The organism is Streptomyces sp. NPDC021749 (assembly GCF_040640655.1).
Classification (GTDB): Bacteria; Actinomycetota; Actinomycetes; order Streptomycetales; family Streptomycetaceae; genus Streptomyces.
In genome coordinates this window covers 21,632-35,106 of the sequence record NZ_JBFACE010000019.1, presented here as the reverse complement: position 1 = coordinate 35,106, position 13,475 = coordinate 21,632, and the positions used below count along the sequence as shown (strand labels likewise).

Here is a 13,475-nt window from a genome sequence, read left to right as displayed (position 1 = left end):
CACCAGGGAGCGGAGGGGGGCGGGGGCGGGGGCTGCGCACGGCGCCGACTCCCGCTCCTGATCTCCCGGTTGCCCCGTCCCGAACCAGCGTGTTTCACTCCGAGAGTGACTGACCACAGCTCGCGATTCTGGCGGAGGGTCCATCTGGACCTGGTCCGCTATGCGGGCTGCATGTGTCGTCCGTCCTGTTGATCCGCATTCCCCTTCCCCGCGCGGCCGCCTGCCCTGTCCGGCAGCCGCGCCTCTTCGCGATCACTCAGGACGGTTTCCGTGCCCGACGTACGTACCCCCGCGCGCCCGCCACGCCCCGCCCCCGGCAATGACACCGCCGGCAAGGACATCGCCGGCAAAGACGGCGGGCCCAGCGCCTCCGCACTCCTCGATTTCGTCCGCCGTACCGCTGCGGACCCGGCACTCATCACTTCGCTGCCACTCGACCCGGAAGGCCGGACGTGGATCCGGCTGGACGGGCCGGGCGGCAGCGAGGCCTGGCTGATCGGCTGGCCGCCCGGCACCGGCACCGGCTGGCACGATCACGGCGGCTCACACGGTGCGTTCGCCACGGCGACCGGCGAGCTGACGGAGCAGTCGCTCGCCGCCCAACTACCCACCGAGGGCTGGAAAACCCTGGAACTCGCCGACGGCGTCGACCGGGAACGCACGCTCGGCGACGGCCGCGGCCGGGCCTTCGGCCCGCACCACGTCCACCAGGTCCTCAACACCTCGCCGGACACCCACGCGGTCTCCGTGCATGCCTACTACCCCCCGCTGCCGCTGATGCGCCGCTACAGCCGTACCGGCCCGGTACTCCGCCTGGAAGAGGTCGAGCGCCCGGAGCAGTGGACGTGAGCGCCATCGACGCCCTGCTCGCCGACGCCCGCCGGCAACTGGACCGACGGCTCGACCCGGAGGAGGCCGCCGCCGTCCAACAGGCGGGCGGCCTGCTCGTCGACATCCGCTATGCCCGGCTGCGTGACCGCGACGGCACCGTCCCCGGCGCCCTGATCGTGGAACGCAACGAACTGGAGTGGCGCCTGGACCCCACCAGCGCACACCGCGCCCCGGAAGCGGCCCGCCATGATCTGCCCGTCGTGGTGATCTGCAACGAGGGCTACGCTTCCAGCCTCGCCGCCCTCTCCCTCCGCCGCCTGGGCCTCCACCAAGCCACCGACCTCACCGGCGGCTTCCAGGCCTGGCGTGCCGCGGGCCTACCGGTAGATACCGACGGTAGGGACGACGGCCACCGGTGATGCTCGAAAGCCAGCCATCCAGTGATACCGGGAAAGTGACGGCGGCCCCGCCGGTGGGACGGCGGGTGTGGCGGACCCACGGGAGTAGGTGAGGCGCGGGAGGTACGAGCGGGACTGCGGAGGGGGCCCGGGCGGGCGCGCGACAGGTACGAGCAGGACTGCGGTAGGGGGCCCGGGCGGGCGCGCGACAGGTACGAGCAGGACTGCGGTAGGGGGCCCGGGCGGGCGCGCGACAGTTACGAGCAGGGCTGCGGGCGGCGGTGCGGGCGGGCTCGTGGGCCTGGGGGATGCGGTGCCTTCGTGGGTTGCGGGGCTTCCCTCCCCCGGGGGCCCCACCCCCGCCCCCACCTACCCCACTCCCCCACCGCCGCTTCCGTTTCCGCTTCCGCGCAGCCCCCACCGTCCCGTCCTGCTGAGTCCCGTCCTGTTGACAGCCTCCACAGCCCCGGCCGCCCCGTCCCCCGACCGTCCCCCGACACCCACCTCGCCTCAAAGCCCAAGACAGCCCGGCCCAGGTCAGCCCAGCTCAGGTCAGCCCAGCTCAGGTCAGCAAGTCAGCAGCAGCTCTCGTTCCAGGCCGGATCAGTACTCCGGCAAGTGATGTTCCAGGAGGTCGGGGTCTTCGCCCTCTTCCTCCAGGGCCCGTCTGACCACGCGGAGGGCCAGGCCCTCCGGGTAGCCCTTGCGGGCCAGCATTCCCGCCAGGCGGCGCAGGCGTTTGTCGCTGTCCAGACCCCTGGTCGTGCGCAGCTTGCGCTCGACCAGTTCTCGGGCGGTGGACTCCTCCTGCTCGGAATCCAGGCGGCCGACCGCCTCATCGATCAGTGCGGAGTCCACGCCCTTCGTCCGCAACTCCCGGGCCAAGGCACGCCGGGCCAGGCCGCGCCCGTGGTGGCGGGACTCCACCCAGGCGTCGGCGAAGGCCGCGTCGTCGATCAGTCCGACGTCCTCGAAGCGGGACAGCACCTCCTGCGCGGCCTCATCGGGGATGCCGCGCCGGCGCAAGGCATCCTCCAGCTGTTTCCGGGTACGCGGACTCCCGGTGAGCAGGCGCAGGCAGATGGCCCGCGCCTGCTCCTCGGGTGTACGCGGTGGTCCCGCCTCGGCCCTCGACGAGTCGGGTTCGCCCTCGCCGAAGGCGAGAGCGGAACCACCGCCGTTCTCACGGCCGCGGCCGCCCCTGCGGCCGCTACGGGTCTCGGCGTCGCCGGCCGCGCTGCTCATCTCGTCAGCGCTGTCCGGCCATTCCGTTCGCCGTGTCATGGCGGGCTAGCTCTTGGCCGCTGCGGCCTTGGAACCCTTGGCGCTCTTCGTCGCCGCAGCCGGAGCCGCCGGGGCCGCGTCGGCCGCCGCGCCCGCGGCATCCGCGCCGGGCTCCGCCGGGTCCTGCGGCTTGACGCCGATGCCCAGCTTCTCCTTGATCTTCTTCTCGATCTCGTTGGCGAGATCCGGGTTGTCCTTGAGGAAGTTGCGGGCGTTCTCCTTGCCCTGCCCGAGCTGGTCGCCCTCGTACGTGTACCAGGCTCCGGACTTGCGGATGAAGCCATGCTCCACGCCCATGTCGATCAGGCCGCCCTCGCGGCTGATGCCCTGGCCGTAGAGGATGTCGAACTCGGCCTGCTTGAAGGGCGGCGAGACCTTGTTCTTGACGACCTTGACGCGGGTGCGGTTACCCACGGCTTCGGTGCCGTCCTTGAGGGTTTCGATGCGGCGGATGTCCAGGCGCACCGAGGCGTAGAACTTCAGGGCCCGGCCACCGGTCGTGGTCTCCGGCGAGCCGAACATCACGCCGATCTTCTCGCGGAGCTGGTTGATGAAGATCGCCGTGGTCTTGGACTGGTTGAGCGCGCTGGTGATCTTGCGCAGGGCCTGGCTCATCAGCCGGGCCTGGAGGCCGACGTGGGAGTCGCCCATCTCACCCTCGATCTCGGCCCGCGGCACCAGGGCGGCGACGGAGTCGATCACGATGAGGTCGAGCGCACCGGAGCGGACCAGCATGTCCGTGATCTCCAGAGCCTGCTCGCCATTGTCCGGCTGGGAGAGGATCAGGGCGTCGGTGTCCACACCGAGCTTCTTGGCGTACTCGGGGTCGAGGGCGTGCTCGGCGTCGATGAACGCGACGGAGCCGCCGGCCCGCTGGGCATTCGCGACCGCGTGCAGGGTCAGGGTCGTCTTACCGGAGGATTCCGGGCCGTAGACCTCGATGACGCGGCCTCGGGGGAGGCCGCCGACACCCAGGGCGACGTCGAGGGCGGTGGATCCGGTGGGGATGACCTCGATGGGCTCCTTCGACCGCTCCCCCATGCGCATCACTGCGCCCTTGCCGAATTGCCGTTCAATCTGTGCGAGCGCGGCGTCGAGCGCCTTCTCGCGGTCAGTGCCTGCCATGGGTTCCACCCGATTTGCTTGAGTCGATCGCTTCACGTCCATGACGCTAACGCCTGCCACTGACAACGCGCCCGGACCCGGCTCCGGCCTGTGGATAACTTCGCGGAAACCCCGAAATCACGGGCCGGAACTCTCATGAGAATAGCTGTTCGATTTTTGTGTCAAGCGCTGCACCGCGCCGTGTGCCCGCGAGTCCGCCGCGTCAGCCCGCGTCAGGCATGGCCTGCGGTGCGTCGGCGTCCCGGCCGGCCGGCTCCTTGCCTTGGCTGGCCGGCTCCTTCCCGCCGGGCCGGGCCTCCTCGCGCTCGGCGGCGTGCCGGACGCGGGCCAGGAGGTCGGCGGCGCGACGGCGGCGGGCCTTGCCGTGGACCCGGAGGTCGTCGGGAACGGCGTAGCGCTTGACGTACGCGCCGAGGAAGGCCTGCAGGGTGGCGGTGGCCGGGATGGCGATCAGTGCGCCCACCGCGCCCATGAGGGCCGTGCCGGCGACGACCGATCCGAAGGCGACGGCGGGGTGGATGTCCACCGTTTTGGCGGTGATCCGCGGCTGGAGGAGGTAGTTCTCGAACTGCTGGTAGATCACGACGAAGCCGAAGACCCACAGCGCGTGCCAGGGGTCGACGGTGAAGGCGATCAGGATCGGCAGCGCCCCCGCGAGGTAGGTGCCGATGGTCGGTATGAACTGGGAGACCAGGCCCACCCACATGCCCAGCGCCGGGGCGTACGGCACGCCCATCAGCTCCAGCAGGACGTAGTGCGCCAGGCCGGAGATCAGCGCCATCAGGCCGCGCGAGTAGAGGTATCCGCCGGTCTTGGCGACGGCGATCTCCCAGGCGCGCAGCACCTCCTCCTGGCGGCGCGGCGGGAGGACGGAGCACAGCGCGCGGCGCAGCCGGGGGCCGTCGGCGGCGAAGTAGAACGAGAAGAGGGCGACGGTCAGCAGGTTGAACAGGCTGCCCAGCACCGTCGCGGAGACGGCGAGCACGTTGTTGGCGCTGTCTTGGACGTACTTCTGCAGCCAGTCGGACCGGAGCAGGTTGTTCTGCACCTCGACCCGGGAGAGGTGGGTGTGCAGGGTGCTGTTGATCCAGCTGATGACGGAGTCGAGGTACTGCGGGAACTCCTGGACCATGGTGGCTATCTGGCCGGCGAGCATGGAGCCCAGGAGCGCGAAGAAGCCGGCCGCGGCGACGAGGATGCTGAGGAACACCAGGCCGGTGGCCAGTCCGCGCCGCATGCCGCGGGCCGCCATCCAGGAGACGGCCGGTTCGACGGCGAGCGCCAGGAAGAACGCGATCAGCACGTTCAGCAGCAGCGAGATGAGCTGGTGGAATCCCCAGGTGGCGAGCTGGAAGCAGGCCACGAGGGCGAGCGCGAGCACCATGGCGCGCGGCAGCCAGCGCGGCATCCGGACGTCGGACCGGGCGTCCGGCCGGTCCTCGGGGCGGGGGACGTCGTTGCTGGTGATCTCTTCAGACACAGGCACGAAGCCAAGTGTCGCGCACCGCGCCGACAACTCCGTCCGCGCTCGGCGCCGGCTGCTTCAGCGCTTCTCGGGCGGCACGTCCATGACGGTGCAGACCACCCGCCACACCTCTTTGGCGCTCCACCCGGCGTCCAGTGCCTCGTGGACGGTCCGGCCGCCGAGGCCGGACATCACGTGATCGCGCGCGAAGGAGTCGGCGTACGCCGCGCCGAAGTGATCCGCCATCCGCTGCCAGAAGACCGTCAACCGCATGCCTCCAGTATCCCGCCCTGGGCTGGCAGGGGGGCGCGAGCCGGTGCCGCCGGAGGATTTCGGCCCTACGGTCAGGCCATGGCCGACAACGCAAGACCTCCTTCGACGCTTCTGGCACACGCGGAGCGATTCATCTGGCTGACCGCCCGGGTGCTCGAACAGCGGCTCTTCGAGTACGACTTCCTCGGCGGCGGGGCGGATCCGGTGGAGACCGCGCTCGCCGCGTACCGCAACGACGACGACGGCTTCGGCCACGCCCTGGAGCCCGATCTGCGCGGCCCCGTGAGCCAGCCGCTGCACACCGCGCACGCCTTGAAGGTCCTGGACCTGATCGGGCGGTGTGACGGTCGTCAGGTGGAGCGGATCTGCCGCTATCTGACGAAGATCTCGACCCCCGAGGGGGCGCTGCCCGCGCTGCACCCCTCCCAGCGCGGCTATCCCGCCGCCCCGTGGATCCCGGTGGTCGACGATCCGCCGAGCGCCCTTCTGGCGACCGGCCCGGTGGTGGGCACGCTGCACCGCAACGAGGTGTGGCACGCCTGGCTCTTCCGGGCCACGGACTACTGCTGGGCGGCGGTGGAGTCGCTGAAGGGGACCCATCCGTACGAGGTGGAGGCGGCGCTGGCGTTCCTGGACGGTGCGCCGGACCGGCCGCGCGCCGCGGCGGCGGCCGAGCGGCTGGGGCGGCTGGTCAGGGAGGAGCGCCTGGTGCTGCTGGACCCGGGGCGGGCGGCTGATGTCCCAGTGGCACCGGGGTACGCCCCCGGGGAGCACCATTTCGCGTACGACTACGCGCCGTCTCCCGGTTCCCTGGCCCGCGGCTGGTTCTCCGACCAGGAGATGGACCGGGCGCTGGACCACCTGACGGCGCTCCAGGAGGAGGACGGCGGCTGGCCGGTGAACTGGCGGATCTGGGCGCCGGGGACGGCGCTGGAGAGCCGCCCGATGGTGACGCTGAAGGCGCTTCGGACGTTGCGGGCGTACGGACGGCTGGACTGAGCGGTCGGCCCGGACCGGTCGGCCCGGCCGGGTCGTGGTCCCTTGGGTGAGCATGCGGGCGGCCCCTCCTCCGGGGCCGCCCGCTGCTGCGCATGCCCGCCGGCCTGGAAGGCGTCAGCCGCCCAGTGCCCGTACGCCTGCCGTGACGGCCACGGCGACGCCGACGACCAGCAGGAACGGCGCGCGCAGGACGAGCGCCACGGCAGCGGCGGCGACGCCGGCGGCCTTGGCGTCGAGCATCAGGTGGTGGCCGTCGCTGAAGGTCTGCTGTGCGGTGAGCGCGGCCAGCAGGGCGACCGGGAGCAGGGCGGCCAGCCGTTTGACGAGCGGGTGCTCCAGGACGCCGGCGGGCGCCGACAGGCCGAGGTACTTGACCAGGTAGCAGCCGACGGCGGTGGCGGCGATCGCGATCCAGACGTTCATGCCCGCTCCTCCTCGGTGACGGGGCGGCCGGGCGAGCCGTCCGCCGGGTGGGTCGTGCCGTTCCCGGTCCGCCCCGCCCGCGCCCTGCGCCCCTGGACGACGAGGACGGCGGGGGCGGCGAGCGCCGAGAGCAGGACCGGGACCCCGGCGGGCAGCAGCGGCAGCGTGGTCATGACCAGGAGGACGGCGAGGCCGGCGGCCACCCGCTCGACGGTGCTCCGCAGCATCGGGGCGAGCAGCGCCAGGAAGACGGCGGGGCTGGCCGCGTCAAGGCCCCAGGCGTCGGTGTCGCCGAGCGCCTCGGCCCCGAGGGCGCCGATGAGGGTGGTGAGGTTCCACAGGGCGTAGAGGCTCAGGCCGGTGGCGGTGAAGCCGAGCCGGGCGCTGCGGCGGTCCGGCTGGGCCAGGGTGACGGCGGTGGTTTCGTCGATGACCCAGTGGGCGGCGAAGGGCCGGACCGTCGCCCGGTAGCCGAGGACGGCGGAGAGCCGCAGTCCGTAGAAGGCGTTGCGGACGCCGAGGAAGAAGGCGCCGGCCGCGGCGGTGAGCGGGTTGCCGCCCGCGGCGAGCGCGCCGACCAGGGCGAACTGCGAGGCGCCGGTGAACACGAGCAGGCTCAGCGCGCAGGTCTGGAGCACGCTGAGGCCGGCGCCGGCCGAGGTGACGCCGAAGGCGAATCCGGAGAGGCCGACGGCGATGCCGACGCCGAGGGCGTCCCGGATGACGGCGGAGTCGGGTTTGGCGGGCCGCGCCGGTTCCGGTGGCGCGGCCTCCTCGGGAGTGCGTATGTCTGTCTGTTCTGCCACGCCCGGGACACTAGGCGGGGACGTGCCCAGGGGTCTTGTACGTTCTTGCGCCTCCTGCCTGGCGCGGCCGCTCAGCCGGCGCGTTCCCTGCGGTACGCGCCGGGCGGTACCCCGACGATCCGGGTGAAGTGGCGGTTCAGGTGCGGCTGGTCGGTGAAGCCGACCGCGACGGCGGTGTCGGCGGGCGCGCGGCCGGCCTCCAGGAGGGTGCGGGCACGGCGGACCCGGGCGTCGGTGAGCCAGGTGTGCGGGGGCATGCCGTAGGTGGCCTTGAAGGCCCGCAGCAGGGCGAACGGGCTGGTGCCGAGGTCGTGTGCCAGCTGTTCCAGGGAGGGCGGGTCGGCCATCCGTTCCTCCAGTACGGCACGGGCGCGGGCCGCGTTGCGGGCGCCCGCGCTGCGTGGGGTGCGCGCCGGGAGGGGGCCTCCGTAGCGGCGCAGCAGCCGGGCGACGGCGAGGCGGAGCAGGCTGTCGGCGGCGAGCGCGTTGCCCGCCTCGGCGGCCCGGTGGACGTCGGTGATCATGCGGGCGTGCCGGGGGTCCTCGGCGACGGATTCGGTGAAGCCGGCGGTGCCGCGCAGGGCCGTGGTCTCGTCGGCTATTGCGGCGACGAGACCGGACGACGGGTAGAGGGTGGCGTAGGTCCAGCCTTCGGGGGCGCCGGCCCGCGCGGTGTGGGCGACCTCGGGGTTGATCATGATGATGCCGCCGTGGCCGGCCCGGATGCTGCCCTTCTGGAGGCCGACCTCCTCGATGCCGGAGGTGACCGCGCAGACGACGTAGCCGTCGTGGGCGTGGCGGGGGAAGGAGTGCCGGACGTAGCGGGCCCGCAGCAGATCGAGACCGGGCAGGCCGGGGTAGCGCCAGTGCCGGGCCCACTCCTCGCGGGCCCGCGGCGTGGTGTCCGTGCCGGGCGCGCCGTCCGCGGCCGCGCCGTCGCCGCTGACCGTGATCATGTCTCCATTCTGCGGCCGGGCCGTACGCCCGTGACCTGGGCGTCCGGGGTGTGGACGGTGGGCGGGGCGGCCCGCCGGCGGCCGGGCCGGGCCGCGTTGTCAGTGGTCCGGTGCACGATGGGGAACATGGCCAAGTCAGCGCTCGACTCGTTCTCGCCGGCGACCCGCGGATGGTTCGCCGGGGCGTTCCGCGCGCCCACCGCCGCGCAGGAGGGCGCCTGGCAGGCGATCGGCGCGGGCTCGGACGTCCTGGTGGTGGCGCCGACGGGCTCCGGCAAGACGCTCGCCGCGTTCCTGGCGTCGCTGGACGCGCTGGCGAGCAGTCCGCCGCCCGCGGAGCCGCGGAAGCGCTGCCGGGTGCTGTACGTGTCGCCGCTGAAGGCGCTGGCGGTCGATGTGGAGCGCAATCTGCGCAGCCCGCTGACGGGTATCCGGCAGGAGTCGGTCCGCCTGGGCCTGCCGGAGCCGGACATCAAGGTCGGGATCCGTTCCGGGGACACGCCCCCGGCGGAGCGCCGTGCGATCGCCAACCGCCCGCCGGACATCCTCATCACGACCCCGGAGTCGCTGTTCCTGATGCTGACGTCCTCGGCGCGGGAGGCGCTGGCGGGCGTCGAGACGGTGATCGTGGACGAGGTGCACGCGGTCGCCGGCACGAAGCGCGGAGCGCATCTGGCGCTGTCCCTGGAGCGGCTGGACGAGCTGCTGCACCGTCCGGCGCGCCGGATCGGGCTGTCGGCGACGGTGCGCCCGGTGGAGGAGGTGGCCCGCTATCTGTCGCCGCGGCGCCGGGTGGAGATCGTCCAACCGCCGTCCGGGAAGCGCTTCGACCTGTCGGTGGTCGTCCCGGTGGAGGACATGGGCGAGCTGGGCAGCGCCCCGGTCCGGGAGGGGGAGACCGGCGAGAAGCCGTCGATCTGGCCGCAGGTCGAGGAACGCATCGCCGATCTGGTGCAGGCGCACCGCTCCACGATCGTCTTCGCCAACTCCCGCCGCCTGGCGGAGCGGCTGTGCAACCGTCTCAACGAGATCGCGTACGAGCGGACGACGGGGACGGCGCTGCCCGAGCACCATTCCCCCGCTGAGCTGATGGCCGAGGCCGGTGCCGCGAAGGGCGCGCCGCCGCTGCTGGCGCGGGCGCACCACGGATCGGTGTCCAAGGAGCAGCGCGCCCAGGTGGAGGAGGACCTGAAGGCCGGCCGGCTGCCGGCCGTGGTCGCCACGTCCAGTCTGGAGCTGGGCATCGACATGGGCGCGGTCGACCTGGTGGTGCAGGTGGAGTCGCCGCCGTCGGTCGCGTCGGGTCTGCAGCGGGTCGGCCGGGCCGGACATCAGGTCGGGGCGGTCTCGACGGGCATCGTCTTCCCGAAGTACCGCGGCGATCTGGTGCAGGCGGCCGTGGTGACGGAGCGGATGCGGTCGGGCGCCATCGAGGCGCTGCGGGTGCCGGCCAATCCGCTGGACGTGCTCGCCCAGCAGGTCGTGGCGATGGCGGCGATGGACACCTGGGACGTGGAGGAGCTGCTGGCCGTCGTCCGGCGGGCGGCGCCGTTCGCCGCGCTCCCGGAGTCGGCGTTCCGGTCCGTGCTGGACATGCTCGCGGGCCGTTATCCGTCGGACGCGTTCGCCGAGCTGCGGCCGCGCCTGGTGTGGGACCGGGTCGCCCAGACGGTCACGGGCCGGCCGGGGGCCCAGCGGCTGGCCGTGACGTCCGGCGGCACGATCCCGGACCGCGGCCTGTTCGGGGTGTTCCTGGCCGGCGGCGACTCCGGCAAGGGGGGCGGCGGGCGCCGGGTGGGCGAGCTCGACGAGGAGATGGTCTACGAATCCCGCGTCGGCGATGTCTTCACGCTCGGTACGACGTCCTGGCGGATCGAGGACATCACCCGGGACCGGGTGCTGGTCACCCCCGCCCCCGGGGTCCCCGGCCGGCTGCCGTTCTGGAAGGGCGACCAGCTGGGCCGCCCCCTGGAGCTGGGCCGGGCGCTGGGCGCGTTCCTCAGGGAGATCGGGGCCGCCGACCCGGAGGAGGCGCGGGGCCGGCTGGCCGCGGCCGGGCTGGACGACTGGGCGGTCTCCAATGTGCTGGGCTATCTCGCCGAGCAGCGGCAGGCCTGCGGCCATGTCCCGGACGACCGCACGATCGTCGTCGAGCGGTTCCGGGACGAGCTCGGCGACTGGCGGGTGGTCATCCACTCCCCGTTCGGCGCGCAGGTGCACGCCCCCTGGGCGCTGGCCCTCGGCTCCCGGCTGGCGGAGCGCTACGGCCTGGACGCCCAGGTGATGCATGCCGACGACGGCATCGTGCTGCGGCTGCCGGACGCCGATCTGATGGGTCTCGACCTCCTCGACGGGGACGGGTTCGGCGCGCCCGGCGATCCGGGGGCGCGCGGCGCGGAGTACGACCCGGAGCAGTCCCCGGTGGGGGCCGCCGATGTCGCCTTCGACCCGGGCGACGTCGATCAGCTCGTCACGGACCAGGTGGGCGGCTCGGCGCTGTTCGCCTCCCGGTTCCGCGAGTGCGCCGCCCGCGCCCTGCTGCTGCCGCGCCGCAACCCCGGCAAGCGCACCCCGCTGTGGCAGCAGCGGCAGCGCGCCGCCCAACTCCTCCAGGTGGCCAGCGAGTTCGGGTCCTTCCCGATCGTGCTGGAGGCGGTCCGCGAATGCCTCCAGGACGTCTTCGACGTGCCCGGTCTGTCGGAGCTGATGGGCGACATCGAGGCCCGCCGGGTCCGCCTGGTGGAGGTCACGACCCCCGAGCCGTCCCCGTTCGCCCGCTCGCTGCTGTTCGGCTACGTCGCCCAGTTCCTGTACGAGGGCGACTCCCCGCTGGCCGAGCGGCGGGCCGCCGCGCTGTCGCTGGACTCGCGACTGCTCGCCGAGTTGCTGGGCCAGGCGGAGCTGCGCGAGCTGCTGGACACCGAGGTGCTGACCGAACTGGAGCGCGAGCTGCAGTGGCTTTCGGAGGACCGCCGGGTCAAGGACGCCGAGGGGGTGGCCGACGTCCTGCGGCTGCTGGGACCGCTGACCGACGCCGAGCTGGTCGAACGCGGCGCGGATCCGGCGTGGCCGCGGGAGCTGGCCGCCGCCCGGCGGGCCATCTCGGTGCGGATCGCCGGCGCCGACCACTGGGCCGCGGTCGAGGACGCCGGCCGGCTGCGGGACGCCCTGGGCACGGCCCTTCCGGTCGGCGTGCCGGAGTCGTTCACGGAACCGGTCAAGGACCCGCTCGGCGATCTGCTGTCCCGCTTCGCCCGTACGCACGGCCCGTTCACGTCCGAGCAGGCGGCCGCCCGCTTCGGGCTGGGCACGGCCGTCACGGACGGCGCGCTGCACCGCCTCGCCGCCGCCGGCCGGGTCGTGCAGGGCGAGTTCCATCCGGCGGGCATCGGCCAGGAGTGGTGCGACGCCCAGGTGCTGCGCAGGCTGCGCCGCCGTTCGCTGGCCGCGCTGCGCGAGGAGCTGGAGCCGGTGCCACCGGCGGCGCTCGCCGCGTTCCTGCCCCAGTGGCAGCATGTCGCCGCGCCGCGTCCGGCCCCGGTGAGCGGCCGGCCGGCGCCGTCCGGCGGCGCATCGCACGGCCTGCGCGGCATCGACGGGCTGGTGCGCGCCATCGAGCAGTTGCAGGGCGCGCCGGTGCCGGCCTCGGCCCTGGAGAAGCTGGTGCTGCCGTCCCGCGTCGGCGGGTACACCCCGGCCATGCTGGACGAACTCACCGCCACCGGCGAGGTGTTGTGGGCCGGTGCCGGTGCGCTGCCCGGCAAGGACGGCTGGCTCTCGCTGCATCTCGCGGATGCGGCCCCGCTGCTGCTGCCGCCGCCGCTCCCCCTGGAGCTGACCGCCCTCCATGAGTCGCTGCTGGCCGCGCTCGCCCCCGGGTACGGCCTGTTCTTCCGCCAGCTCGCCGACCAGGTGCGGGCAACCACCCATCCCGAGGCGACCGATCCCCAACTGGCCGACGCGCTCTGGGACCTGGCCTGGTCGGGCCGGCTGACCAATGACACCCTCGCCCCGCTGCGGGCACTGCTCGGCTCGGGCCGTACGGCCGGTTCGACGGCGCACCGCGCCCGGCGCGCCGTCCCCCGCGGACGGTACGGATCGCTGGCCACGGCCGCGGGCCACGGCGGCCGGCCCACGGCGTCCCGGTCCGGCCCGCCGACGGTCGGCGGCCGATGGTCGCTGCTGCCCGCTCCGGAGCCGGATCCCACCCACCGGGCGCACGCCCTGGCCCGTACGCTCCTGGACCGGCACGGCATCGTCACCCGCGGTGCGGTCGCGGCCGAAGGGGTCGAGGGCGGCTTCTCCGCCGCGTACCGCGTCCTGGCCGCGTTCGAGGAGTCCGGGCAGGCCCGTCGTGGCTATGTCGTCGAGGGCCTGGGCGCTGCCCAGTTCGCGATGGACGGCGCGGTGGACCGGCTGCGCGCGGTGAACACCCAGCGGGAGCGCACCGTCGACGACGCGCTGCCGGACGGTGGTCCGCAGCGGCGCGGCGGTTCGTCGCGGGCCGTGGTGCTGGCCGCCGCCGATCCGGCCAATGCCTACGGTGCCGCGCTGTCGTGGCCCGATCCGCCCGAGGGCTCGACGCACAAGCCCGGCCGGAAGGCGGGCTCGGTGGTGGTGCTGGTCGACGGTGAGCTGACGCTCTACATGGAGCGCGGCGGCAAGACCCTGCTGATATGGCCGCTGGGCCAGGACCCGGCCGGGGCCACGACGGATCCCCGGCTGCGGTCCGCGGTGGAGGCGCTCACCGACGCCGCCCGCGCCGGCGGGCTGGGCACGATCACCACCGAGCGGATCAACGGCACCGCCGCCCTCACCTCCCCGTTCGCCGTCGTCCTGGAGTCCGCCGGTTTCCACCCCACGCCCCGGGGGCTGCGGCTGCGCGGCTGACGGCGACGGGGGACCCGGCATGATG

General features: G+C 73.5%; 12 protein-coding genes. 5 read left to right on the top strand and 7 right to left on the bottom strand.

Annotation, left to right across the window (positions count from 1 at the left end):
* Nucleotides 1-105 precede the first annotated feature (105 nt).
* From AB0G35_RS20140 to AB0G35_RS20130, 3 genes are all read left to right on the top strand, one after another.
* On the top strand, nucleotides 106-192 hold the full coding sequence (locus tag AB0G35_RS20140) for a putative leader peptide (RefSeq protein WP_311044721.1): 87 nt from the start codon (nucleotides 106-108) through the stop codon (nucleotides 190-192).
* A 147-nt stretch (nucleotides 193-339) separates the two neighbouring features.
* Nucleotides 340-849: a cysteine dioxygenase gene (locus AB0G35_RS20135; RefSeq protein WP_360951086.1), complete on the top strand. Its 510-nt coding sequence runs from the start codon at nucleotides 340-342 to the stop codon at nucleotides 847-849.
* Nucleotides 846-1,250: a rhodanese-like domain-containing protein gene (locus AB0G35_RS20130; protein ID WP_360950840.1), complete on the top strand. Its 405-nt coding sequence runs from the start codon at nucleotides 846-848 to the stop codon at nucleotides 1,248-1,250. The genes AB0G35_RS20135 and AB0G35_RS20130 overlap by 4 nt, the downstream gene beginning before the upstream one ends.
* Before the next feature lie 582 nt (nucleotides 1,251-1,832).
* On the opposite strand, the gene recX is transcribed toward AB0G35_RS20130, so the two are convergent.
* The 4 genes from recX to AB0G35_RS20110 form a co-directional block, all read right to left on the bottom strand.
* Nucleotides 1,833-2,513 (bottom strand): recombination regulator RecX, encoded by a 681-nt coding sequence (recX, locus tag AB0G35_RS20125; protein ID WP_360950837.1) that lies wholly within the window; start codon nucleotides 2,511-2,513, stop codon nucleotides 1,833-1,835.
* Nucleotides 2,514-2,519: 6 nt separating this feature from the next.
* Entirely contained in the window at nucleotides 2,520-3,638 is a 1,119-nt protein-coding gene (gene recA / locus AB0G35_RS20120) for a recombinase RecA (protein WP_360950834.1), read from the bottom strand.
* A 202-nt stretch (nucleotides 3,639-3,840) separates the two neighbouring features.
* Nucleotides 3,841-5,046, bottom strand: coding sequence for an AI-2E family transporter (locus tag AB0G35_RS20115; RefSeq protein WP_360951083.1), 1,206 nt, complete (start codon nucleotides 5,044-5,046; stop codon nucleotides 3,841-3,843).
* A 135-nt stretch (nucleotides 5,047-5,181) separates the two neighbouring features.
* Nucleotides 5,182-5,376, bottom strand: a complete 195-nt coding sequence (locus tag AB0G35_RS20110; protein WP_360950831.1) for a DUF3046 domain-containing protein — start codon at nucleotides 5,374-5,376, stop codon at nucleotides 5,182-5,184.
* Between the two features lie 78 nt (nucleotides 5,377-5,454).
* Between AB0G35_RS20110 and AB0G35_RS20105 the strand changes: the two genes are divergently transcribed.
* On the top strand, nucleotides 5,455-6,375 hold the full coding sequence (locus AB0G35_RS20105; RefSeq protein ID WP_360950828.1) for a hypothetical protein: 921 nt from the start codon (nucleotides 5,455-5,457) through the stop codon (nucleotides 6,373-6,375).
* A 114-nt stretch (nucleotides 6,376-6,489) separates the two neighbouring features.
* On the opposite strand, the gene AB0G35_RS20100 is transcribed toward AB0G35_RS20105, so the two are convergent.
* From AB0G35_RS20100 to AB0G35_RS20090, 3 genes are all read right to left on the bottom strand, one after another.
* Entirely contained in the window at nucleotides 6,490-6,798 is a 309-nt protein-coding gene (locus tag AB0G35_RS20100; RefSeq protein WP_360950825.1) for an AzlD domain-containing protein, read from the bottom strand.
* Nucleotides 6,795-7,586 (bottom strand): AzlC family ABC transporter permease, encoded by a 792-nt coding sequence (locus AB0G35_RS20095; protein ID WP_360951080.1) that lies wholly within the window; start codon nucleotides 7,584-7,586, stop codon nucleotides 6,795-6,797. The genes AB0G35_RS20100 and AB0G35_RS20095 overlap by 4 nt, the downstream gene beginning before the upstream one ends.
* An 89-nt stretch (nucleotides 7,587-7,675) precedes the next feature.
* Nucleotides 7,676-8,560 carry an AraC family transcriptional regulator gene (locus AB0G35_RS20090; RefSeq protein ID WP_360950822.1) on the bottom strand — a complete coding sequence of 295 codons (885 nt, stop codon included), beginning with the start codon at nucleotides 8,558-8,560 and terminating at the stop codon, nucleotides 7,676-7,678.
* A gap of 126 nt (nucleotides 8,561-8,686) precedes the next feature.
* Between AB0G35_RS20090 and AB0G35_RS20085 the strand changes: the two genes are divergently transcribed.
* The gene (locus AB0G35_RS20085) at nucleotides 8,687-13,450 is read left to right on the top strand and encodes a DEAD/DEAH box helicase (protein ID WP_360950819.1); all 4,764 of its coding nucleotides are present in this window, start codon (nucleotides 8,687-8,689) and stop codon (nucleotides 13,448-13,450) included.
* Nucleotides 13,451-13,475: the final 25 nt, after the last annotated feature.